Annotated in this window: 20 protein-coding genes; 5 read left to right on the top strand and 15 right to left on the bottom strand. The window is 66.0% G+C overall.

Going from position 1 to position 22,214, the window contains the following annotated elements; genetic code table 11:
* Positions 1–62 precede the first annotated feature (62 nt).
* Positions 63–671, top strand: coding sequence for an ATP-dependent DNA ligase (locus AC1DNF_RS09475; protein ID WP_478148312.1), 609 nt, complete (start codon positions 63–65; stop codon positions 669–671).
* 367 nt (positions 672–1,038) lie between these two features.
* Here the strand turns inward: AC1DNF_RS09475 and AC1DNF_RS09470 are convergent, their stop codons facing one another.
* The 4 genes from AC1DNF_RS09470 to AC1DNF_RS09455 all read right to left on the bottom strand — a co-directional run bounded on the left by AC1DNF_RS09470 (position 1,039) and on the right by AC1DNF_RS09455 (position 5,078).
* Positions 1,039–2,331 (bottom strand): AAA family ATPase, encoded by a 1,293-nt coding sequence (locus AC1DNF_RS09470; RefSeq protein ID WP_478148311.1) that lies wholly within the window; start codon positions 2,329–2,331, stop codon positions 1,039–1,041.
* A gap of 203 nt (positions 2,332–2,534) precedes the next feature.
* Positions 2,535–3,110, bottom strand: coding sequence for a VapC50 family PIN domain-containing toxin (locus AC1DNF_RS09465; RefSeq protein WP_478148310.1), 576 nt, complete (start codon positions 3,108–3,110; stop codon positions 2,535–2,537).
* A 3-nt stretch (positions 3,111–3,113) separates the two neighbouring features.
* Positions 3,114–3,572 (bottom strand): helix-turn-helix domain-containing protein, encoded by a 459-nt coding sequence (locus tag AC1DNF_RS09460; protein ID WP_478148309.1) that lies wholly within the window; start codon positions 3,570–3,572, stop codon positions 3,114–3,116.
* 369 nt (positions 3,573–3,941) lie between these two features.
* Entirely contained in the window at positions 3,942–5,078 is a 1,137-nt protein-coding gene (locus AC1DNF_RS09455) for a DNA-binding protein (protein ID WP_478148308.1), read from the bottom strand.
* A 979-nt stretch (positions 5,079–6,057) separates the two neighbouring features.
* Between AC1DNF_RS09455 and AC1DNF_RS09450 the strand changes: the two genes are divergently transcribed.
* Genes AC1DNF_RS09450 through AC1DNF_RS09440 form a run of 3 tightly spaced genes read left to right on the top strand, consistent with a single transcriptional unit; the run spans position 6,058 to position 7,392 of the window.
* Positions 6,058–6,363 (top strand): DUF4258 domain-containing protein, encoded by a 306-nt coding sequence (locus AC1DNF_RS09450; RefSeq protein ID WP_478148307.1) that lies wholly within the window; start codon positions 6,058–6,060, stop codon positions 6,361–6,363.
* Position 6,364: 1 nt separating this feature from the next.
* Positions 6,365–6,976 (top strand): hypothetical protein, encoded by a 612-nt coding sequence (locus AC1DNF_RS09445; RefSeq protein WP_478148306.1) that lies wholly within the window; start codon positions 6,365–6,367, stop codon positions 6,974–6,976.
* The gene (locus tag AC1DNF_RS09440; RefSeq protein ID WP_478148305.1) at positions 6,973–7,392 is read left to right on the top strand and encodes a hypothetical protein; all 420 of its coding nucleotides are present in this window, start codon (positions 6,973–6,975) and stop codon (positions 7,390–7,392) included. The genes AC1DNF_RS09445 and AC1DNF_RS09440 overlap by 4 nt, the downstream gene beginning before the upstream one ends.
* Positions 7,393–7,950: 558 nt before the next feature.
* Here AC1DNF_RS09440 and AC1DNF_RS09435 read toward each other — a convergent pair.
* The 11 genes from AC1DNF_RS09435 to AC1DNF_RS09385 form a co-directional block, all read right to left on the bottom strand.
* A complete protein-coding gene (locus AC1DNF_RS09435; protein WP_478148304.1) occupies positions 7,951–8,628 on the bottom strand; it encodes a response regulator in 678 nt (225 codons plus the stop codon).
* Between the two features lie 297 nt (positions 8,629–8,925).
* Complete coding sequence (locus AC1DNF_RS09430) at positions 8,926–10,260, bottom strand: NAD(P)/FAD-dependent oxidoreductase (RefSeq protein WP_478148303.1); 1,335 nt, start codon at positions 10,258–10,260, stop codon at positions 8,926–8,928.
* Positions 10,261–10,384: 124 nt separating this feature from the next.
* Positions 10,385–11,854 carry an NAD-dependent succinate-semialdehyde dehydrogenase gene (locus tag AC1DNF_RS09425; protein WP_478148302.1) on the bottom strand — a complete coding sequence of 490 codons (1,470 nt, stop codon included), beginning with the start codon at positions 11,852–11,854 and terminating at the stop codon, positions 10,385–10,387.
* Positions 11,855–11,877: 23 nt separating this feature from the next.
* A complete protein-coding gene (locus tag AC1DNF_RS09420) occupies positions 11,878–12,966 on the bottom strand; it encodes a tartrate dehydrogenase (protein ID WP_478148301.1) in 1,089 nt (362 codons plus the stop codon).
* 13 nt (positions 12,967–12,979) lie between these two features.
* Entirely contained in the window at positions 12,980–14,608 is a 1,629-nt protein-coding gene (locus tag AC1DNF_RS09415) for an ABC transporter ATP-binding protein (protein WP_478148300.1), read from the bottom strand.
* Position 14,609: 1 nt separating this feature from the next.
* Positions 14,610–15,485: an ABC transporter permease gene (locus AC1DNF_RS09410; protein ID WP_478148299.1), complete on the bottom strand. Its 876-nt coding sequence runs from the start codon at positions 15,483–15,485 to the stop codon at positions 14,610–14,612.
* Positions 15,486–15,496: 11 nt separating this feature from the next.
* A complete protein-coding gene (locus AC1DNF_RS09405) occupies positions 15,497–16,453 on the bottom strand; it encodes an ABC transporter permease (protein WP_478148298.1) in 957 nt (318 codons plus the stop codon).
* Between the two features lie 16 nt (positions 16,454–16,469).
* Positions 16,470–18,089, bottom strand: coding sequence for an ABC transporter substrate-binding protein (locus AC1DNF_RS09400; protein WP_478148297.1), 1,620 nt, complete (start codon positions 18,087–18,089; stop codon positions 16,470–16,472).
* Positions 18,090–18,141: 52 nt separating this feature from the next.
* Positions 18,142–19,434: an NAD(P)/FAD-dependent oxidoreductase gene (locus AC1DNF_RS09395; protein ID WP_478148296.1), complete on the bottom strand. Its 1,293-nt coding sequence runs from the start codon at positions 19,432–19,434 to the stop codon at positions 18,142–18,144.
* Between the two features lie 31 nt (positions 19,435–19,465).
* Positions 19,466–20,131, bottom strand: coding sequence for a haloacid dehalogenase type II (locus tag AC1DNF_RS09390; protein WP_478148295.1), 666 nt, complete (start codon positions 20,129–20,131; stop codon positions 19,466–19,468).
* Between the two features lie 198 nt (positions 20,132–20,329).
* Positions 20,330–20,686 carry a cupin domain-containing protein gene (locus AC1DNF_RS09385; protein ID WP_478148294.1) on the bottom strand — a complete coding sequence of 119 codons (357 nt, stop codon included), beginning with the start codon at positions 20,684–20,686 and terminating at the stop codon, positions 20,330–20,332.
* A 634-nt stretch (positions 20,687–21,320) separates the two neighbouring features.
* Between AC1DNF_RS09385 and AC1DNF_RS09380 the strand changes: the two genes are divergently transcribed.
* Positions 21,321–22,211, top strand: coding sequence for a GNAT family N-acetyltransferase (locus tag AC1DNF_RS09380; RefSeq protein ID WP_478148293.1), 891 nt, complete (start codon positions 21,321–21,323; stop codon positions 22,209–22,211).
* Positions 22,212–22,214 lie beyond the last annotated feature (3 nt).

The following is a 22,214-nucleotide window of genomic DNA, read 5'->3' as shown; positions in this document are numbered from 1 at the left end:
GCCATATCCGCGGCGCGGCGATGGGCGACATCGCGATCTGGTGACGTGCAGCATGCTGCCCCATGCACCTCGCCGACGTTGCCCCCATGCTCATCTCTTCGCGGCCCGTAGACCTATCCGAGCCGGGGTGGATCTATGAGCTCAAGTTCGACGGCTACCGCCTCCTGGCTGAATTCGGGGCCGGCACTGTCGAGTTGAAGACGCGCAGCGGGGCTGACGCTACCACCTGGTTCCCAGAGGTCACGAAGTCGCTGGCAAGCATGCACGGTGGTCCATTCATCACGGACGGCGAGGTTTGCGTGCTCGACGACTTGGGTCGCAGCAACTTCGACCTGCTGCAGATCCGCGCGCGCCGGCGGCGCTGGCATGAAGGCGCGGACCCGGTGACCTATTGCGTCTTCGATCTACTGGTTCACCGGGGCATAGACATTACGCAGTTCCAGCTCATCCAGCGCAAGGCATTGCTCGCGGAGCTATTCAAGCTGGCGCCGCCCAATATCCTCTACGTCAGCTACTTCGACGGCGGCGCCCAGGATCTGTTCGATCAGGCCGTGATGACGCTGAAACTGGAGGGGTTGGTAGCGAAACGGGCGGCCAGCGTCTACGCCCCCGGCACGCGCAGCCGGGATTGGGTGAAGGTGAAGCGGAAGGGTGCCGTCCCTCGCGCATGAGCAGCAAATTCAGGCTCTGCGGAGTGTGTCGAACCTGCCCTGATGCAAGGGGCATTCGATCTCATGCCGTGAAGTGTAATGAAGATGCGTCCTTTAAGTAGTAGAGTTGCGACTGTCTTGATTTGGCCTCTACAGGAAGGCGCGCGAGCCCGTTGAGTGCAGCAGTTCTGGCAGCAGCACCACGACTCCCTTTCGAGAGATCATGGTTGCCACGAGAGCGCGACTTCATCGCCGCGGGCAGCATGGCGATGATTTCGCGCGGGCAATGGACTTGCACACTGGGTTTGAATCCGGCCAACCACCGCACGAGGCCCGTCGGCGGATGCGACGGTTTCATATCAAGCGCACCCGGCTGTCGGTAGCCCCATCAATACATCGCCGCCAGCAACCACACCGCGGCCTCCGCGAAGGCAGGGTCCACTGCGGTTGTCGCTTGGTGCAAGTGGCACTGACGTGTCGCCCGTCGGACGGCCTGGCGATTTGTGCGCGACACGCGTGCCCGCGACCTGCGCAGCAGCAGACGCATCAGCCGCTCGCATTCGCACTGCAGCTCTTGCTGCTCGAGCGAGGTAGAAGTGGGGAGGGCGGGGAGGGCGGGGAGGGCGGGGAGGGCGGGGAGGGGGGCGCCCTGCACCCTTGGCGGATGCGCCTGCCATTTCCTGGCCCACCGCGTTGGCAACAGGCACGCGCGGCGGCACTCATGAATCAACTTGTCCCGGTTGCCCACCCTTGAGGAGCCAGGCGCGCCGCGTGCCACCGCGTTTGTACCGTGCCGCCGCCTCGCGGCAAGGGCGCGCACCCATAAGGCCTGGACGCCCTGGCCAGGGCGTGGCGTCGCGGGTGCCAAGGCCGCCGGCACCAGAATTGGGAGTACCACCGCTACATGCAGCGCAACGGTCTGCTGCGCCGCCACGTAGCCGGACTCGCGCACCGCGCGCTCCCAGTGCGCCGGTCCGAGCTCCAGGGACGTGGCGTCCCACTGCACACCGTTGATCAACATCGATTCCACCGCCCGCGTGAAGTAGTCCATAGGAATCTCGGTGATGCCGCGCAGCTGCGCGGCGGCGTGCGCATGGACGAAGCCATTCCACAGCGCCCCGGCCGAGTGCTCCAACCGCAGCCCGGCGGCATACGCCAGCGGATAGAAGAACGCGGTAAATGTTTCGCCGGTCACCTCCGGGTAGTGGCTCAGGTCGTAGCTGGCCAGGCAGGTGGCCGCCTCGGCCGGGTTGGTGATCCCGCGGAAGTGCAGCTGCTCGATCATGAAGCGCGCCACGATCTGCTCGTCGCCGGCCAATTGGTAGCGGGCCTTGTGCTCCATCAACTGAGGTTGACCGACCAGGAAGGTGATCAGCCGGAACCCATGATGGGCCAGTTGATCGTGCACATCGCGCAGCCACTCCAGTGCGTGCCTGGACATTCGCTGCGCCTCGTCGCACAGCAGCACGACGATGTGGCCCGAGCGCATCTGCAGCTGCTCGCCCAGCCGGCGGATCAGCGAGAAGCGCTTTTCCGCAATCGTCCTGGCCCGCGGCTGCCTCACCCCGGCGGCCGCCAGGAGGGTGCTGAAGAACGGTCCCTCGAAGTCGCTGCGGTGAAGTTCGCAGGGCATGCGAATGACCAGGATGTCGTGTCGTTGCCTGGCCAGGTGCAGCGCCACGTAGTCGGACGCTCGAGCCGGCTTCCTCGCAGCTGCCTACCGGCCCGGTCAAGGGCAAGCGGCTGCGCATCGCGGAGCAGGCAATGAACGAGAAGACACCGTGCCAAGCGCATGCCCTCTTGGCATCATGTCGTCAGGCCCTCGCAGGTTCTGTTGAAAATTCAGAATCACAGCCCGGTCAACTGCCATCGTCGCCATGGAGCTCACACTGCCTCAAGGCAGTTGAGGAGGTGCACAGAGGTGAGCGGCATGCCACGCATCTCGAACAGCTCGATGAGTGACTCGGGCGTGTGCTTCGGGTTTTTCCAGCGCAGGCGCATCTGCCGCAGCGCGGCCAGCGCCCGGGGCCGATTCAGTGTGATTTGGTTCACAATGAAGATGTCCGGTGTCAGCACCTCGATCGAATGCTTCTTCAGGACCTCGGCCGGGAAGTCCTTCAAATTGCTCGTCACGATGGCATCGGCGTGGCCGACAATCGCCGCCGCCAGCACGTGCCGGTCGTTGGGGTCGGGCAACTCCAGGAATTGGATGAACGGCTCGTACCCAGTCACCATGCAGTCGGGAATTGCCTCGCACATCTGGCGCGCCTTTTCCGCGTTGACCTCCTCACTGCCCGGGTACTTCTCGAGCCGGGACGCCATCCACTCGCGCTCGATATCGGCGCTCCACTTCGCAGCATAGAGGCCCGCATCCGCCAAGCTGAGTAGCGCGTCGCACTGCAGCTTGGTGAACAGTACGTTGGCGTCGAGGATTGCCGTGAATCGAGATGCGCCTGCCATGCTTCAGGGTTCCTCGCCGATCTGCTCGTCCAGTTCGTGCATGCGGCGCAGGGCGGCGGCGCTGCGCTCCTTCTGCTCTTCCTGGTACCGAACCAATTCCTCGAAGTCGATGCGCCGATGCGTGTTCACCATGTGGCACTTGATCCGCCCGGCATCGATTTCCTTCACCACAAAGGGCCGGGACACGTTCAAGAACGACGCCGCCTGCTGGGTGGTCATCTGGGCGCTTTGCGGCAACACCAACAGCGGCTGGCGCAGAGCCATCTGGCGCAGCACGTCGGCGAAGAACCGCAGCGCGCGCGGCGGCACTTCGAGCACAGGCGTCTTGCCGTCCTTCCCTTCGATCGTCAGCTTCACGAGCTTCGCCTTCGAGTGGTCGAGCGCCGCTATCAACAAGGCTCTTGCCGTTGCGGCCATTTCCGCTTCCGCCTGGGTGGCGGGTTCCAGTACTTCCTGGGCCATGTGCTTTCTCCTGTGGTTGCAGTTGCCGGTTCGCGCTCGGTGCTCTTCGGTACCGTGAAACCGATAATAACTGCATACGAAATAAACGCAACAAGTGAAATAACCGAAACGACTAGGCTGTATCGAATTGATGTGCCTTCGGGCGACGTCGGCTCACAGCCCGCTGAGGGCGAGAGGCCAGTCCGGGGTTGTCATACTTTTTCTGCAAATCGGTGCGTTTGCGCCTGAAAACTCGTTCTCCCACAAGCACTTATGAACTCTTGACGATTCGTGAGGGCCTCTCGCCGTAAGACATTGATTTCAAAGGAGAAAACTCGCCTCACCGTGTCAATCTGCAGAAGAAGTACGACAACCCCATCACGCGCTCACTCATTCGGATGCCTTCATGCCCCGGGCGGCCCGGCGAGCCTGAGCCTTCTCGGTACCCTCACCGTCACCCTTTGCGCGGCGCGCCTCCAGCTGGCGCAGCGCCGACGCCGTCGCCGCCTGGCTCTCTCGCAGTTGGGCGATCTCGCGCTCGGACTGCTCCTGCTGGCGCTGCAGCTGGGAGGCGAGGTCGATGGCCCGCTGCTCCGCGCCGGCGGCGCGCTCGCGAACGGTCGCGAGCTCGAGCTGCGCTTCCTGGTGCCGGCGTGACCAGGTGGCCGCGGCATCGCGGTGCGCAGCCTTCTCGTCCTGGAGGGCCTGCTTGGCTGACTCCCGGGCACTTCGGGCGGCTTCCAGGTCGGCTGCGCGCGCCTTCTGTTCCTTGACGAGCTCGACCGCCGCCTGGCGCGTGGCCATGCGCTCGCGATCGATCTCGGAGAGGAGGCGACGCTCGTGCGCAAGATGGCGCTCCTCGGCGTCGTCCGCGGCGCGCTGCTTGGCCCCGAGTTCCATCGCTGCCTTCTCGCGCAAGGCCTCCTTGCTGGCCACGGCTTCCTCGAGCGCCTTACGCAGGCGCCGAACCTCGGCTTCTGAGTCGCTGAGAAGGCGAGAGGACTCTTGCTGCTGCGTGTGCATCTGGGTTTCCATGGCCGTCACGGCCTGGCGCGAGGAGGCGAGGGCCTCGTCGAGTTTCGAGCGGGCCTGCTCGAACGAGACCTCACGCTGCTGGAGCTCGGATTCCTTCTGGGTCAGGGCGCTGAGTTCCAGCTCGAGCGCACGGCGGGCCGCCTCCGACTTCTGGACCTGCACCTGGTCGGCTTCGCGCCGCGCAACGTCCCAGAGCCGCTGGGCGGCCTGGACGATGGCCAGGGGGAGCTGCTGCGCCTCGTTGTTCGCCAGGCTATTGGCCAGGCTGCCGCCGCGACCCTCCAGGCGCTTGCCGAGTGTGGCGAACCATCGTTCCAGCATGGGGCTCACGGTGTTGGGCGAGCCGCTGCCGATCTTCTGGCGCACGCGCTCGATCGTCGGGCGCAGGCCCTCTTGCAGCAGCATGTCGGCGGCTTCCCAGACCTGGGCCTCCTGGATGCCGCGGCCGCCGCGAATCGGGTGAATGTTGTCGCTCGAACTTTTCAGATCCATGCCCTGCTCCCGGGTCCTGTTTTACTTGCGATAATAATAGATTATCGGAAACTATGTAGAATGTACGTTAGATATCATACATGTCATGTGTGATAAATAACAGAAAGACGAAGCCGGATGGATTGCGCCATCATGTGGTTCTAGTAATTCGTTTGACAAAGTTCAGGCAACTCCTTTGCAGGGGTGCTGCGTCTCGCCCGGCGCGGCATGGACGGCCGCGATGGCCGCAGCCCTAGCAGGACGGTGCGGTCGGAGGGAGGGCGGTAGGCGCATCACGTTCGCCGCCGGGGTCAGGTGGTGCCCACCGCTGCGAACAAATGCAGTCCCGGCGTCAATCGAGAGCGCGAAGGCCCGGCTGCGCAGGATCGACGCGCCCGCCATCAACCCATGTTCGACGTCGGCCGCGCCCTGCTGGCGTTGGTCGACGCGGGCTGCGAGGGGCGGCCGCTGCGCAGGGCGGTGGCCTTGGGGTTGCTGGCTGCGTCGGGCCGCCGGCCGTGATGGGAGCGGGCCGTGGCACGCCACCATCGCTTCCGCCGGTGCGCGACCGAGCCGCAGCCGAAGCGCAGCAGCGGGCGAGGAGATGGCTCGACAGTGGCCAGCGGTACGAACCGGTCCAGGGGGCATGCGCCAGCCCGATCAGGGCGCGCAGCGGCCGATGGAGCGCGAGATGGTGGCCCGCCCTCTATCGGCCACAGCGTTGATTTCGCGCATGCCCGCAAGGGCCGGAGCCTGTGGCTCCCGCTCCCGATCCGCTGCACAGGAAACTGAGCCTTGGGATGACCGGGGCCGGCCTGCCATGTTCGCCAAGATCGCCGTGGCGCTCCAACTCGGCGTCCCGTGTCCGCCGCGAGCCGTGAAGCAAGGCTCGGCTACTATGCGCGCCACTCCATGCGCCTCACATTTCCCGCCCTCCCGGGTATTCCCTCACGCTGCCTGAGCCTTCCGGCAGCAAGGGCAAACCTATACTTTGTATAGAATGGCCTTAACGTTTGGCGATCCGAATCCGAAGCTCACGAAGGCCATAAAGCGCGTCGCCCGTGAATCTGCCAACGTGATCTTCTCCGGGCACGCCGAAGACCGAATGGATGAACGCGGCTTTGACCATGATGAGGTGCTCACCTGTTTGCGCCGGGGCACGGCCTACGGGCCGGAAGGCGATACGTGCAATGTCGTTCACCTGGGACTGCACATCCGCGTTGCGGTCGGAGGTCTCCAAGCGGGCGGCCAGGACTGGACCGCCCTGGAAAAAGTCACCGTAGCAACCGTCATAAGGACAGACTGAAATGAGAAAGATGAAGGGGACCGGACTGCCCAACGTGTTTCTGATCGACGGCGTGGTCGAGCATCCAGACGGGGCGATGGCGTACCGCGATCTAGACGGCCTCTACGTTGCCCTCGCTGGCGCGATCGCCTCGCGCGTGACGCCGCTCACGCCCGCCGAACTGCGCTTTCTTCGAAAGCGACTGAAAATGACTCAGGACGCTGTCGGCGCGCTCGGTGGCAAGGGCGGTCAGATGGCGGCGAAGTGGGAGAAGGGCACCGCAGCCGTCCCGCTCGCCGAAGGCAATCTTCTCCGGCTGATCTGGCTCGCCCGCAATACTAGGCGCATGCGTGCCCTCGCTGATGCCGTCAGCGCGATTGCCGACGGAGACGGCCAGGCGACCCCTTGCCCCTATGTCCTGCGCCACGTCGATGGCGCGGGTTGGTCAGAAGATATCGAAGCGGCGCGAGCAATGGCCCGCGAGGAGGCCCTGGCCCACACTCAGGCAGTGATCGCGCGCGCGATGGCGGGTCAGCCGGTCGAGCATCACTACACAACGGAAGCCGTTGCCCTGGATATCGTTCCGGGGAGCGCAACAGTCGTCGCCGGCGCGTCAAAGGAATTGTTCACGTGACCACCGCCCCCCGAAAAGTCAGCCGGGCTTCGGCTGCGCAAGACCCAGCAGTGCCGGTGTTCATTGCCCCTGGCCCCCCGGACCACGTCTTCGGCTGGCCCGAGATTGCCGCCGCCCTTATCCAGTCGAAGGGCATCACGACCGGTTGGTGGCGCGTCGGCGCGCAATTGCAATTTGCGGCGATCACTGCCCGTATGGGCGAGCTTGGCCAGGAACATAACGCGCCTGCGGCGCCCACCGCCCTAGTTGGTCTAAACGGACTGGCGCTGTTCGCGAGCGATCATGGAGGCGATCTGGTTTTCGACGCCGGCAACCGCTGCGCACCAGTTCCAGCCGGCACCGTGGCGCCGACGTCCGCTCGTAAGCCACCGGCGGCGAAGGCGGCCGGCAAGAAGATCTGGCCCCCCAAGAATTAGCGCCGAATGAGCCACCTGCGCCACATCGGCGTGTTCGTCGACGAACCCGATCTCGCGCACTTCCACTGGGGTCTGCACGAGTCGACCAGGACGCCACCGTTTGGACGGAGGTGCAGGCCAGCGTAGAGTCGCGTTCCCGATGTGGATCGACATCGCCGCGAGCGCGACCGGCACGTGTTCACCATGCCGACCGAGCCGGGCGGCGTGCGCCTTTGAAATGCTTGGGCCGACGTGGCGGAAGTACGATTCGAGCGTCAAAATCAGGCCGGAGGCGGCCTACCCTTGACTAAAAAATTCTTTGAAATCAACGACTTAGAAAATACAATGCGATTTATGTTAAATCGACATTGCTCGGCTCACTTCCGAGAAAGTTGTCGATTTCCGAAGCAGTGCTACGAGACTACGAGCAGTCCGCATCACGCCGATCAGCGTGGCGGAAGTGTCGGGCCGGTTCAATTTTGACCGTGGGAAAATTTCGGCCGGCGCCAACAGTGCATGCCAACAAACTGCGACTAACCAACGCTTTTCGTTTTGCACGGATCGGTTTGCCCCTGCAACTCAGGCCGCAATCTTCTCCAGGTAATAGCAGCCGAGCCCGCGAACCGTTGCCACGCGCACAGGCCCCTTTTCGATCTTCTTGCGCAGGCGATGGATGTACACCTCGATCGCATTGAGGCTCACCTCTGCGCCCCACTCGCACAGTCGGTCCGCCAACTGGTCCTTGCTGACCGGCCGTCCAGCGCGCTGCAGCAGCACTTCGAGCACACTCAACTCCCGCGCCGACAGGTCGACCGTCTTGCCATCCAGCGTGGTCAATCGGCTGGCCTTGTCGTAAACCAGTGGGCCATGCCTGATCGCATTGCCCGAGATGCTCACGCCGCGCCGCGAGAGCGCGCGCACGCGCGCTTTGAGTTCGTCCAAGCTAAAGGGCTTCGCCATGCAGTCGTCTGCGCCGTTGTCCAGGCTCTTCACGCGGTCCTCCACGCTGTCTGTCCCGACAAGCACAAGCACCGGAAGGTGCGACCCGCGGGCACGCAAGCGCTTGAGGATCTCGAGCCCTTGCACGATCGGCAGATCGAGCTCAAGGATCAGAAGATCGAACTCGCTGTGCGTGACGAGCGTCGCGTCGGCATCCGAGCCGGTGGCCACGTGATCAACCACGGCGCCCGAGGCGCGCAGGCTGCGCAGGAGCACAGCCGCCAGAACTTTATCGTCCTCCGCGACGAGAATTTTCATGGTGGCCTCCTTCGTCGATGCCCTGCCCCACAGCCTACGGAGCTGCACAACCCGGCAACCAAGTGCCGGACAGCGCCTCCGCTTCTATCGCGGAGTTTGCGGCGGCTCGTCTCGCCTCGAGAACCGAGTCGTGTCTGGCCTCGGTCTTTAATCCTCTCAGGGCTCAAGCCGCAAGTGGTCGGACCGGGCCAACAGAGGCGCCTTTCGAGGTCTTGCCGGGCGCGGCTGTGCAATACCAGCGGCTCGGTCTCGAGCCACCTTTGCCGAGATACGGCGCGCCGTGATGATCGCGACATCTCAATGCAACTTGACGTGAGGTTCGGTGCGCCTCGTGATGAGGCGCGCGAGCGTATCGAGCGAGACCTTCATGACGCCGTGCAGTGCCAGTTCGTGCATCTTGTAGAGCGAGATGTACATGATTCGAGCGAACAGCCCTTCGATCATCAAGCTGCCGCCGATCAGGCCGCCCATCATGTTGCCCACGGTGCTGAACTCGCCGAGCGACACGAGCGAGCCGAAGTCGCGGTATCGGTAGTGCTTGAGCGCAGTGCCCGACATGCGCCGGCGGATCTGTGCCGCGACGTGCGAAGCCTGCTGGTGCGCGGCCTGCGCACGCGGCGGCACCAAGCCACCCTTGCCACCATTGGCTTCAGGCCAATCGCATGCGGCGCAGTCGCCTATGGCGAAGATGTCGGGGTCGCGCGTGGTCTGCAGGGTCGACAGGACCGCGAGCTGGTTGCTGCGGTTGGTCTCCAGCCCCGAGATGTCCTTCATGAAATCCGCCGCCTTCACGCCCGCGGCCCACACAATCAACTCGGCCGGCAGCGTGCGGCCGTCGGCCAGGCGCACGCCTTGGGGAAGCACCTCGGCAACCTTGGCGGACGTGTGCACGTCCACGCCCAGTTTGCGAAGCAGTGCCTCGGTGGCGACCGAGATGCGAGGCGGCAGCGCGGGCAGCACACGGTCTGCTGCCTCGATCACACTGACCTGGATGTCCTTCTCGGCATCCACCCCGTCCAGGCCGTAGGCGACAACCTCGCGCGTGGTGCGATGCAGCTCGGCCGCCAACTCGACACCAGTCGCGCCTGCGCCGATGATCGCCACGTGCAGCTGCTCGGGCCGCAGCGGCGAGGTCTGCGCATGGGCGCGGATGCAGGCATTGAGCATGCGCTGGTGAAAGCGCTGTGCATCCGCCTTCGACTCGAGCCGCATCGCATGCTCGCGCACGCCGGGCGTGCCGAAGTCGTTGCTGAGGCTGCCGATGGCGACGACCAGCGTGTCGTAGGCGAAGGCGCGCGCGGCCGTGACCAGCCGGCCTTCGTCGTCCAGGTAGGGCGCGACATGTACCTCGCGCCGCTCGCGGTCGATGCCGGTCAGCTCTCCGAGACGGAAGCGAAAGCGGTGCCAGTGCGCCTGGGCGAGGTAGTCGACCTCGTGCGCGCTCATGTCCATGCTGCCCGCGGCGATCTCATGCAGCTTGGGCTTCCATACGTGGGTGCGGTGCTTGTCGATCAGCGCAATGTCCGCCAAGCCGCGTTTGCCCAGCGTATCGCCCAGGCGCGTGGCCAGCTCCAGCCCGCCAGCGCCACCGCCGACGATGACGACTCGGTGCTTGGACAACTTATTCTTCATGGTGGCGCTCGTACAGATGTTGGAGCGCTTCAGCGCTGCGGCTGGGCCATGACGCCCCGGCAGTCCGCCGGGCAAGGCCGCTTCGTTGAAGCGCACCAGCATTCCAGCTGGAGGCCTTGTGCCGCTACAACTGCCCTTGGCACACGTACTTGATGTGCAGGTAGTCGTCGAGCCCGCGCACCGAGCCCTCGCGTCCGTAGCCTGAGGCCTTCACGCCGCCGAAGGGGGCAGCCTCCGCGGCGAGCGCGCCTTCGTTGATACCGACGATACCGGTCTCCAGCGCCTCGGTCACTCTCCAGATCTGCCGAACATCGGTCGAGTAGAAATACGCCGCGAGCCCGAAGGGTGTGTCGTTGGCCGCGGCGATCACCTCGGCCTCATCGCTGAAGCGCGTGATCGGCACCACAGGCCCGAAGGTCTCCTCGCAGCTGCAGGCCATGGTGGCGTCGGCATTCACGAGCACCGTGGGCGCGTAATAGTTCGGGCCCAGACCGACAAGGCGCTTCCCGCCCGTCAGCACTTTGGCGCCCTTGGCAACCGCGTCCTGCACGTGGCGCTCGATCTTCTCGACCGCCCGAGCGTTGATCATCGGACCGATCTGCGAGCCCGGGTCGCTCGCCGGGCCCACCTTGAGCGCGCCGACACGCCCGGCCAGCTTGTCGGCAAAAGCATCGTGCAAGCGCTCGTGCACGAAGACGCGATTCGGCGACACGCAAGTCTGCCCGCCGTTGCGAAATTTGGCGGCCATCAGGCCATCGACCGCGGCATCGAGATCAGCATCGTCGAACACGATGAAGGGCGCATTGCCGCCCAGCTCGAGCGAGAGCTTCTTCAAGGTGTCGGCCGAACGGCGCGCCAGGTGCTGGCCCACCGGCGTGGAGCCGGTGAAGCTGATCTTGCGCACGCGTGCGTCGTCCAGCCAGACATCCACCACCTCGGGCGTGCGTTCGCGCGAGGCGGTCACGATGTTGATCACGCCCGGCGGCACGCCGGCCTCCTGCGCCAGCTTGACCAGGGCCAGCGAGGTCAGCGGCGTGTCCTCCGCCGGCTTGCACACCACGGTGCAGCCGGCGGCGAGCGCCGGGGCAATCTTGCGGGCGATCATCGCGGCCGGGAAGTTCCAGGGCGTAATGACGCCAACCACGCCCACTGGTTCCTTCAAGGCGAACATGCGCCGGCCCGGAACCGGCGCGGGAATGATGTCGCCATTGGCGCGAGTGGCTTCCTCGGCAAACCACTCGATGTAACTGGCGGCATAGGCCACCTCGCCGCGGCCCTCGGCCAGCGGCTTGCCCTGCTCGCGCGAAATCAGTCGGCCGAGGTCCTCCTGGTGCGCCATCACCAGGTCATTCCAGCGCTTGAGGATGCGGGCGCGCTCTTTGGCCGGCACGACGCGCCAGGACGCAAAGGCGGCATGCGCAGCATCGACGGCCGCGTGCGCATCAGCCGAGGTGCCGTCGGGCACGCTTGCGAACACGGCGTTGGTTGCGGGGTCGGTCACGTCGAGGCGGCGCGTGTCGCTAGCGTCGCGCCACTCGGTGCCGATCAGCTGTTGCCCAGACATCAGGTCCAGGCGCTCGAGGGTCAATGTCATGATTTTTACTCGTGTGTAGGTTGTCAGGCGGCGGCTACGCGATCGGCGATCGCGATGCCCAGTTCGGAGGTGGAGGCCGTGCCGCCGAGGTCGCGCGTGCGCGGCCCTTCGCGCAACACCGCCTCGATCGCGGCAAGGATGGCATCGTGCGCCGCTCGGCCCGCGCCCTGTCCCTGCGTCAGGAAGTCCAGCATCAGCGCGCCCGACCAGATCATGGCAATCGGGTTGGCGATGTTCTGGCCGTAGATGTCGGGTGCAGAACCGTGCACCGGCTCGAACAGCGACGGGAACTTGCGCTCCGGATTGAGATTGGCCGATGGCGCCAGGCCGATGGTGCCGGTGGTCGCGGGGCCCAGGTCGGACAGGATGTCGCCGAACAGGTTGCTCGCCACCACCACGTCGAAGCGCGTGGGCTGCAGCACGAAGCGCGCCGACAGGATATCGATGTGCTGCTTGTCGACCGTCACCCCGGGGTAGTCGCGGCCGATGGCATCGGCGCGGCCGTCCCACCAGGGCATGCTGATCGCGATGCCGTTGCTCTTGGTGGCCACCGTGAGATGTTTGCGCGCGCGGCTGTTGGCGAGCTCATAGGCATAGCGCAGCACGCGATCGGTGCCATGGCGCGAGAAGACCGATTCCTGAATCACGATCTCGCGCTCGGTGCCTTGGTACATCACGCCGCCGAGCGAGGTGTATTCGCCCTCGGTGTTCTCGCGCACGACGAAGTAGTCGATGTCGCCGGGCTTGCGACCGGCCAGCGGGCAGGGTACACCTTCGAACAGGCGCACCGGGCGCAGGTTGATGTACTGGTCGAACTCGCGGCGGAACTTGAGCAGCGAACCCCACAGCGACACGTGGTCGGGCACCGTGGCAGGCCAGCCGACGGCGCCGAAATACAGCGCGTCCACGCCCTGGAGTTGATCCTTCCAGTCGTCCGGCATCATCTGGCCGTGGACGGCGTAGTAGTCGCTGCTGGCCCAGTCGATGGTGCGGCAGTCGAGCTCGAAATCGAAGCGCGCCGCTGCGGCCTGCACCACGCGCAGGCCCTCGGGCAGCACTTCCTTGCCGATGCCGTCGCCGGCGATCGCCGCGATGCGAAATGTGGGTGTCATATTGTTCACTCCTTCAAGCCACCAGCGCAGGCCGCGCCCGGTCCAGTTCGTCCAGCCAGCCGCGACGCAGCTCCGGCACGGCGCGCGCGAGTTCTTCGTAGTACGGGTGATGCGGCCCGCGCTCGTAGTCGGCGCGCGCCACCTGCGCCAGCTTGCGGCCGTGGCGCATGACGACAATCTCGTCGCACACTGCGCGCACGGTGTGCAGGTCGTGGCTGATGAACAGGTAGGACACGCCGAGCTCGCGCCGCAGTTCGGCGATCAGGTCCAGCACCGCGGCGCCGACCACGGTGTCCAGCGCCGAAGTCACCTCGTCGCAGAGGATGAGTTCGGGTTCGGCGGCCAGCGCGCGAGCCAGGTTCACACGCTGCTTCTGCCCACCCGACAGCCCACCGGGCAGCCGATCGGCCAGCGTGCGCGGCAGCTTCACCAGGTCCAGCAATTCATCGATGCGCCTTCGCAGCGGCTCGCCCTTCAACCCGCGATAAAACTGCAGCGGCCGTGCCAGGATGCGCTCGATCGTCTGCGACGGGTTGAGAGCCGTGTCGGCCGACTGGAAGACGATCTGGATGCGGCGCAGGTCCTCGCGGCTGCGTTGCCTGAGCGCCGGCGGCAGCGCGCGGCCGTCGAACTCCATCGTGCCCGTGCTGGGCGGCAGCAATCCGGCGACCACACGCGCCAGCGTCGTCTTGCCCGAACCCGATTCGCCAATGACGCCAATTGCCTGGCCACGCCTGAGCTCCAGGTCGATATCCTCGAGGATGGCTATCGCCGGCTTGCCGTCGGGGCCGCGCGGACCGTAGCCGGCGCTGAGCCCCTTCACGCGCAGTAGCACCTCGGCGCCTGCGCCTGCGGTGCCGGCGGTGCGCGTGGCGGGCCTCGCCGCGGCGAGCAAGCTCTGCGTGTAATCGTTCTGCGGCGCAGCGAGCAGGCGCTCGGTGGTGCCCACCTCGCGCATGCGGCCGTCGCGCAGCACCAGGATGTGGTCGGCCATCTGCGCCACCACCGCCAGGTCGTGGCTGACGTACACCGCCGTCACCTTGCGCTCGCGCACCACACGGCGGAAGGCACGCAGTACCTCCACCTGGGTCGTCACGTCGAGCGCGGTGGTGGGCTCGTCGAGGATCACCACTTCGGGGTCGGTGATCAGCGCCATTGCCGCCATCAGCCGTTGCAACTGACCGCCCGAGACCTGGTGCGGGTAGCGCTGGCCGATGGTCTCCGGCTCCGGCAACGCCAGCTCGCGGAAGAGCGCTATCGCCTTTAATTCGGCCTCGCCCCGCGGGAGTGTGCCGTGCAGGCAGGCGGGTTCGACCACCTGGTCGAGGATGGAGCGCGAAGGGTCGAACGACGCCGCCGCGCTCTGCGCGATGTAGGACACGGTGCGTCCGCGCAAAGCGCGAAGCTGCCGTGCACCCAGCGAGAGCACGTCCACGTCGCCGATGCGCACGCTGCCGCCGCTGATGCGGCAGCCGCGACGTGCGTGGCCCATCAGCGCGAGCGCCGTGGTGGTCTTGCCTGAGCCCGACTCGCCGATCAGCGCCAGTACTTCGCCCGGACGGATGGTGAAGCTCAATGCATCGACCAGCGTGGCGCTTCCGGCGCTGACGCTGAGCTTGTCAATGACGACCAGTGCACCCATGTCAGCGCCCTCCTCGTTCGCGGGCCGCACGGCCCGGCAGGTTGTCGATAACCAGGTTGACGGCAATCGTCAGGCTAGCAATGGCGATCGAAGGTGCGATGACCGCGGCACCGCCGCTGGCCAGGGTCTCGATGTTCTCGCGCACCAGCGAGCCCCAGTCCGCCTCGGGCGGCTGGATGCCAAGGCCGAGGAAGCTCAAGCTGGCCAGAAGTAGCACCACGTAGACGAAGCGAAGCCCGAAGTCGGCCAGCATCGGCCCGGTGATGTTGGGCAGGATCTCCTGCAGCATCACGTAGCCGGTGCCTTCGCCGCGGGCGCGCGCCACCGTCACGTAGTCGAGCGCGTTGATGTTCACCGCCAGCGCGCGCGACATGCGGTAGGAGCCGGGCAGGTAGATGACCCCCGCGGTCACGACGAGCACGGGGATCGACGAGCCGAAGCCGGCCACGATCAGCAGCGCGAACATCTTGCTCGGGATCGCGGTCAGCGTGTCGAGCACGCGGCTCAGGGTGCTGTCGATCCAGCGCCCGCTGGCCGCCGCCAGCAGCGCCAGCAGCGTGCCGCTGCCGCTGGCCAGCAGCGTGGCGAAGAAGGCCACGCCCACGGTGTAGCGCGCCCCTTCGATCACCCGGGCCAGCATGTCGCGGCCGAGGTAGTCGGTGCCGAGCCAATGTGCGGCGCTGATGGGTGCGAACACGTCGCCGCCGCCGGCGTCGCCGCTCTGCGACAGCAGCGCCGGCCCGAAAATGGCGGCCGCAGACCAGAAGGCGATCACGGCCAGGCCGAGCCAGCCGGTTACGCCGAAATGCGCGAGCCGCGCGAGCCAGCGGCGCATCGCTGGGCGCCCGACGCTGCCGCTGTGAGTCAAGGTCGTCATGGGAGGTTCCTTTAGCGATGCCGCAGACGCGGGTTGGCGACGATGCCGAACAGGTCAGCCGTGGTCACCAGGATCAGGTAGCCGGCGCAGAACAGCATGGCGCACGCCTGCACCAGCGGGATGTCGCGCTGCGTCACGCCGTCGACCATCAGCTTGGCGATGCCGGGGTAGTTGAAGATGGTCTCGACGATGATCACGCCGCCCAGCAGGTACGACAGGCTCAAGGCGACAGCGTTGGCGATCGGCCCGACCGCGTTCGGCAGCGCGTGCGCTAGCACGGTGCGCAGCGGCGAGGCGCCCTTCAACTGCACCATCTCGATGTACGGGGCCTCGAGCTGGTCGATCACGGCGGCGCGTGTCATGCGCATCATCTGCGCCACGATCACGCAGGTGAGCGTCATTACCGGCATGGCGAAGGCGCGCAGCAACTGGCCGAGCGATTCGATGCTGCTCAGGTAGGACAGCGCCGGCAGCCACTTCAGCTGCACCGCGAAGAGGAGCACGGCCAGCGTGGCGACCAGGAACTCGGGCACCGAGACGACGGCCACCGCGCCGGTCGACGCGGCGCGGTCGAACCATGAGCCGCGCCACACCGCCGCCGAAATGCCCAGCGTGAGCGCGATCGGCACCGAGAACAATGCGGTCACGGCCGCCAGCAGCAGCGAGTTGGGCAGCCGGCTGCCGATAAGCTCGGACACCGGCAGTTGGGTCACCGAAGAGATGCCGAGGTCGCCGCGCACCAGGCCGCCCAGCCAGCCCAGGTAGCGCTGGTAGGCGGGCACGTCCAGACCCATCTGTGCACGCAGCGCGGCCAGCGACTCGGGGGTCGCTTCCTGGCCGAGCTGCTCCTGCGCCGCGTCGCCGGGCAGCACGCCGGTGATGGCGAACACCAGCACCGACACCGCCAGCAGCGACAGACATGCCAAGCCGATGCGCTGCACGAGCAGCTTGAGAAGAAGTGCGTTCATTGCCGCTGCACCCGCGTCAGGCCTCGAGCCACACGTGCTCGGCGAAGCTGGAGCCCATCATGCCGCCGATCGGAACCTGCGACAGGCCCTTGAGCTTGCTGTTGTGCCCATCGAGGCTGGAGATGAACATCGGGATGCCGATGCCGCCTTCGTTGTGGACCAGCACCTGCATGTCGGCATACAGCTGGGCCCGCTTGGCCTGGTCGACTTCGCCGCGCGCGGCCACCAGCAACTGGTCGAACTTCTCGTTCTTCCAGGCCGCCTCGTTCCACGGCGCATCGGACTTGAAGAACAGCGTCAGGGCCAGGTCGGCGCTGGGGCGCGCATTGACGTTGCCGAAGCCCACCGGGTGCTTCATCCAGTGCGTCGACCAGTAGCCGTCGGCCGGCATGCGCTTGACATCCAGGTTCAGACCGATCTGCTTGGCCGCATTCTGCATCACCAGGGCCATCTCGACCGAGTTGGCCGCGGCGGGCGAGACCACCATCGGGATCGGGGTGCTGCCCAGGTTGGCCTTCTGCAGATGCCATTTGGCCTTCTCGGGGTCGTACGGGCGCTGCGGCAGGCCCTTGAAGTAGAAGCGGTTGCTCGTGGCGATGGGCTGGTCGTTGGCCACCACCCCGCGGCCGAGCTGGATGGACTTGAGCAGCTGCTCGCGGTTGAACAGGTACTTCATCGCCATCACGAAGTCCGGGTTGTTGCCCGGGCTGCTGTCGCGCCGCATGATCAGGTTGGTGTAGGACACCGATTTGGTCTCGAAGACCGCGTGCTGGCCGCCGGCCGTGACACGGTCGATCGAGCGCGGGGAGACCGCCTGGATCAGGTCGAGCTGGCCGGCCAGCAGCGCGTTGACGCGCGCCGACTCGTCGGTGATGCCCACGAGCTCGATCTCGTCCAGGTAGGGGCGGTTCGGTTTCCAGTAGTTCTCGTTGCGCACGGCGACCGAGCGCACGCCGGGTTTGAACTCCTTGAGCTTGTAGGGGCCGGTGCCGATGCCCGCGTTGAAGTCGGTGGTGCCGGCCTTGACGATATGGAAGTGGTAGGTGCCCAGGATCACGGGCAGGTCGGCATTGGGCGAGGTCAGGCGGAACGTCACCTCGTTGGGGCCGCTGGCGGTCACGGACTCGATCTGGTCGGCCAGTACCTTGGCCTTCGATGCGGTCGCTGCGTCCTTGTGCCGCATGATCGAGAACACCACGTCGGCCGGCGTCAGGGGCTTGCCGTCGTGGAAGGTCACGTCCTTGCGCAGCTTGAACACCCAGGTCTTGGCGTCCTGGGTGGTGAACTCCTCGGCCAACTGGGGCCGTGGCGTGAGGCTGCCGTCCAGCACCGTCAGCCCGTTGTAGAACATGAAGCCGCGGCAGTAGTCCGTCTGGTTGGACGCCTTGGCGGGATCGAGCGAGTCGTTCACGCCCGAGGCGTTGGTCGCGACGGCGATGCGGCCGCCCTTGCGCGGCGTCTGCGAGTGCGCCGTGCTGGCCAGCGTCGCCATGCCGCCGGCCAGCGTGGCCTGCATGCCGCCGGCCATCAGCATCGCCAGCATGTCGCGACGCGTGGCGCCACGCTGCAGCGCACCGAACAGGCGCTGACTCTCTTCGGGGCCGACAAGTGCGTCGATAGATTTGCGATCGGTCATGGTGTCTCGCTCCTGTTAAATGGTTGTCATCGTGGAGGAAAGTAGAGCGCCTTCAGGCCAGGCGATCCTTCAGGCGGAAATACAGCCCGACCGCGGGCAGAAACCACGGCGGCCCCAGGTGGCCCGGGATCGCGGGCCATTCGCGCCCGCGCCACGGGTTGGCCGACGCATCGCCCGCCATCACGGCGGCCATGCGCTCGCCCATCAGCACCGACATCTGCGTGCCGTGTCCGCTGTAGCCGGTGGAATAAAACAGGCCGTCGCGCTCGCCGGCGTGTGGCAAGCGGTCCTGCGTCACATCGACCAGTCCGCCCCAGCAGTAGTCGAGCCGCACGCCGCCTAGCTGCGGAAAGGTTTCTTCGAGCCCTGTGCGCAGGATCTCGCCGCTCGCGGCATCGGCTTGCGGGCTGGAGACCGAGAAGCGCGCGCGGCCGCCGAACACCAGCCGGTGGTCGGCTGTGAGCCGGAAGTAGTGATGGATGTTGGCCACCGTCGTGTAGGTGCGCCGAGCCGCGAGCAAGGCCTGCGCGCGCTCGGCGCCCAGCGGCTCGGTGACGACGATGAAGCTGCCGATCGGCACGATCCGGCGGCGCAGCCAGCCGAAGCTGCCGTAGCTGCCGTGGCGCGTGGCGCCTGTGGCCAGCAGCACTTGCTGCGCGCTGACGGTGCCGCGCCCCGTATGCAGCCGGTGCGCCTGGCCCCGCCCCAGGCGCTCGATGCGCTGCACGCTCGTGCCCGTGTGGATCTGCGCGCCGTTGCGCTCGGCCGCTGCCGCCAGGCCCTTTGCGAAGCGGCCCATGTGCATCTGCCCGCTGCGCTTGTAGAGCAGGCCGCCATGGAAGCGCTCGCTCTGCACCTCTGTGCGCACGCGCGCCGCATCCAGGATTTCGACATCGGTGTCGACGCCGTCGCCGATCAGGCGCTCGGCGCTGCGTTCGAGCGCGGCCAGATGGCTCGGCCGCGTGGCGAGCTTGAGCTTGCCGTGGCGCAGGAAGTCGCAGTCGATGGCCTCGTCGCGCACCAGCCGCTCGACCGTGTCGACCGCGTCGTCGTAGGCGCGGTACCAGGCGCGAGCCTGTTCGACGCCGACCCTGGCCGCAACCTCGGCATAGTCCATCGCCAGCCCGTTGTTGACGTGGCCGCCATTGCGGCCGGACGCTTCGGATGCCACGCGCTCGCCGGCCTCCAGCACCGCGACCCTCGCGCCGCGCCGTGCCAGCGCCATCGCCGCCGACAGGCCAGTGAAGCCGCCGCCGACGATCGCCACGTCGACCTGCGCCGGCAGTTCGTGCGCGTCGGGCACGAACGCGGTCGCGGAATCGGTCCAGTAGGAGTCGAGCTTCATGGCGTGGGGCGGGTTGGGTGGGCCAGGGAAATCAGAGGCCGACGACGCCGGGCAGGCCGCCGATGTCCTTGATCTCGACGTAGCGGTAGGCCGGATTGCCCGGACCGTGGCCGCGATTGACGAACACCTTGTTGACGATACCGATGTCGTCCGCCGACATCAGGTCGTAGCGCAGGCTGGAAGACACGTGCAGCACGTCTTCCGGGTTGCAGCCCAGCGAGTCGAACATGAACTCGAAGGCCTTCAGGCGCGGCTTGTAGGCCTGGGCCTGCTGCGCCGTGTAGACGCGGTGAAACGGCGCGCCAAGCTGGGCGACGTTTTGCTGGATCTGGCTGTCCATGGCGTTGGACAGGATCACCAGCGGGATCTCGTTGGCGATCTTGGCCAGGCCGGCCGGCACGTCTGCGTGCGGGCCCCAGGTGGGCACCGCGTCGCAGTACTTCTGCGCGTCGCTGTCGAGGTACTGATGCTTCCATTTCCTGCACAGGCGCCGAACGGCGTTCTTCAACACCACTTCGTAGGGTTGCCAGTCGCCGAGCACTTCGTCGAAGCGGTAGGCACTGAAGTCGGCGATGAACTGCTCCATCTGCTCGGCCGGAACGCGGTCGCCAAAAATGTCGCGCGTCAGCTCGCCCATGCGAAAGCGCGTGAGGGTGCCGTAGCAGTCGAAGGTGATGTATTTGGGACGGAAGCTCATGGTCTCTATTCCTTGGAATGAAAAAACAAACACGACAAACTCATGACGAAGCGATTGCAGCACGCGACAGCGTCGAGGATGTATGGAAATGCGGCACGTGACGCGCGGAAGCTGCGGTTTGAAGGGGGTGCGGCGGCATGCCGTGCGGTCTGCCACTCACGTGTGCACTCCTTTGCAGCGGCAGCGGCGCCTTCATGCTCAGGCCATGATCCACACCTTGCGCACGGTTTCGAGAGTGCGCCAGGTGCCGGTGTAGCCGGGTTTCATGATGAAGCAGTCCCCGGCCTTGTAGACCATTGGGGACTGTCCGTCCTCGGTGAGCTCGACCACGCCGGACAGAATCAGGCAGAACTCCCAGGTCTCGCCCTTGATGGAGCGGTTGATACCAGGCGTCGACTCCCACACGCCGGCGCGCACCTTTTCGTCCTTGGCGCTGTCGACGTCCCAGTTGCGGCACACGATGTCGCCTTCGATGACGCGTTCGGCCGGCGGCCGATACTCCCGCGCTTCGCCTAGCTGGTCGAAGTTAAAGTTTATGAGCAGATTCTTTGACATGAAAAGTGGTCTCTCAGGAGGGTGGAACACGAACCAAATACTATGTTTGGCCGCTCCCGAGTGCGTGCTGAAGCCGATGCCCAAAACGGGGGCAAATGCGCGATTGGCTGCCGGCACAGCGCAATCTGCTTTGCGTGGCGGAATGCGTGAGACTGCCGCGATCAGTTGGAGAAGTCGTTGCCTGCCGCCAATGCCAACCGATCTTGGTGACGGCCTGCGCGATGGGAAGTCCAAATGCGGTTGCGCGCTGCTCAACGCACGGTCGACGATGGCTGCAGCAGCGATCGGTACCTCGGCATAGAACTTCCCAACGGATGGACGACGAAGCTCCAGCACCTCGCCCTCGTCATGACCAACACACCCCCGATGAAGTGTTCATTCGGAAAAGGAGGTCCTGTTGAGATCGAAATCAAGCACGTGCAAGTCCGCGTCGAAGCTTTTGCATGGCGATCTATGCGACGGAGATTGGCTCAGCATTTGGTTGCGTAAGCAGGCCCGCTGCCGCAGCGAATTGCGAAACAGGGACCTTTTGCAGGAGAAGCTTGCGAGTTGCGAAAGAGCGCGACTTCGGTCTGGCGAAAGGCGCGGATGTCGTTCAAGATGAGCTGTCCTTTTGCTCGCACGAAGACTTCCGATGCCCGTCCAGACACCGAACGCACCCACTCTCGACGGCATGGTGCTGCGACCGATGACCGCTGCCGACTTGCCGCGCGCGCATGCATTGACCGCCGAGCTGCGCTGGCCGCACCGCCCCGCGGATTTGGCACAGGTTTTCGCCCACGCCGAGGGCATCGTCGCCGAGCGCGATGGCGAGCTGGTCGGCACCGCGCTGCGTTGGCGCTGGGGCGAGCACCACGCCACCATCGGCCTGGTGGTCGTGTCGCCGGCGTGCCAGGGGCGCCGTCTCGGCCACCGGCTGATGAGCGCGCTGCTCGAAGAGCTCGAGGGTTGCACGGTCCTGCTGCACGCCACCGCCGAAGGGCGAGGCCTTTACGAACGCCTGGGCTTCGTGCGCACCGGCGAGCTTCGGCAGCATCAGGGCGCGGCCCAGCCGGCGCCGCTGGTCGCTCTGCCGACGGGCTGGCGTCTGCGGCCTGCCGGCCAGAGCGAGGTCGCATCGCTGCAGGCGCTCGACACCGCGGCACGCGGCATGCCGCGCGATGCGCTGATCGCAGACTTGCTCGCCGCGTCCGATGCTTGCGTGGTGCTCGACCACGACAACGCACCGCGCGGCTTTGCCATGCTGCGCCGCTTCGGACGCGGGCACGCGATCGGTCCGGTGGTGGCGCCCGATGCCGAAGGCGCGAAGGCATTGATCGCGCACCTTGCCGGGATGAACGCCGGCAACTTCACGCGCATCGATATCGACTTCGCCAGCGGCCTGGCCGAATGGCTCGAGAGCATCGGCCTGCTGCGCGTGGACACGCTGACGACGATGATGCGCGGCGCGCCGCTCGCCGTGCCGCCCGGTCGGCCGCCCGGCGGGTCGTCCCTGTTCGCAATCGTTACGCAGGCCACGGGCTGATCA

This window comes from Variovorax sp. 01T432, assembly GCF_056398605.1.
This window is presented reverse-complemented; position numbering and strand designations above follow the sequence as displayed.

Coding starts and splice junctions, on each gene's coding strand:
- AC1DNF_RS09385 (WP_478148294.1), bottom strand. CDS start 20,686: ATGTCAAAGAATCTGCTCATAAACTTTAACTTCGACCAGCTAGGCGAA.
- AC1DNF_RS09415 (WP_478148300.1), bottom strand. CDS start 14,608: ATGGGTGCACTGGTCGTCATTGACAAGCTCAGCGTCAGCGCCGGAAGC.
- AC1DNF_RS09475 (WP_478148312.1), top strand. CDS start 63: ATGCACCTCGCCGACGTTGCCCCCATGCTCATCTCTTCGCGGCCCGTA.
- AC1DNF_RS09395 (WP_478148296.1), bottom strand. CDS start 19,434: ATGAAGCTCGACTCCTACTGGACCGATTCCGCGACCGCGTTCGTGCCC.
- AC1DNF_RS09445 (WP_478148306.1), top strand. CDS start 6,365: ATGAGAAAGATGAAGGGGACCGGACTGCCCAACGTGTTTCTGATCGAC.
- AC1DNF_RS09405 (WP_478148298.1), bottom strand. CDS start 16,453: ATGAACGCACTTCTTCTCAAGCTGCTCGTGCAGCGCATCGGCTTGGCA.
- AC1DNF_RS09420 (WP_478148301.1), bottom strand. CDS start 12,966: ATGACACCCACATTTCGCATCGCGGCGATCGCCGGCGACGGCATCGGC.
- AC1DNF_RS09425 (WP_478148302.1), bottom strand. CDS start 11,854: ATGACATTGACCCTCGAGCGCCTGGACCTGATGTCTGGGCAACAGCTG.
- AC1DNF_RS09380 (WP_478148293.1), top strand. CDS start 21,321: ATGCCCGTCCAGACACCGAACGCACCCACTCTCGACGGCATGGTGCTG.
- AC1DNF_RS09455 (WP_478148308.1), bottom strand. CDS start 5,078: ATGGATCTGAAAAGTTCGAGCGACAACATTCACCCGATTCGCGGCGGC.
- AC1DNF_RS09430 (WP_478148303.1), bottom strand. CDS start 10,260: ATGAAGAATAAGTTGTCCAAGCACCGAGTCGTCATCGTCGGCGGTGGC.
- AC1DNF_RS09465 (WP_478148310.1), bottom strand. CDS start 3,110: ATGGCAGGCGCATCTCGATTCACGGCAATCCTCGACGCCAACGTACTG.
- AC1DNF_RS09400 (WP_478148297.1), bottom strand. CDS start 18,089: ATGACCGATCGCAAATCTATCGACGCACTTGTCGGCCCCGAAGAGAGT.
- AC1DNF_RS09435 (WP_478148304.1), bottom strand. CDS start 8,628: ATGAAAATTCTCGTCGCGGAGGACGATAAAGTTCTGGCGGCTGTGCTC.
- AC1DNF_RS09460 (WP_478148309.1), bottom strand. CDS start 3,572: ATGGCCCAGGAAGTACTGGAACCCGCCACCCAGGCGGAAGCGGAAATG.
- AC1DNF_RS09450 (WP_478148307.1), top strand. CDS start 6,058: ATGGCCTTAACGTTTGGCGATCCGAATCCGAAGCTCACGAAGGCCATA.
- AC1DNF_RS09390 (WP_478148295.1), bottom strand. CDS start 20,131: ATGAGCTTCCGTCCCAAATACATCACCTTCGACTGCTACGGCACCCTC.
- AC1DNF_RS09410 (WP_478148299.1), bottom strand. CDS start 15,485: ATGACGACCTTGACTCACAGCGGCAGCGTCGGGCGCCCAGCGATGCGC.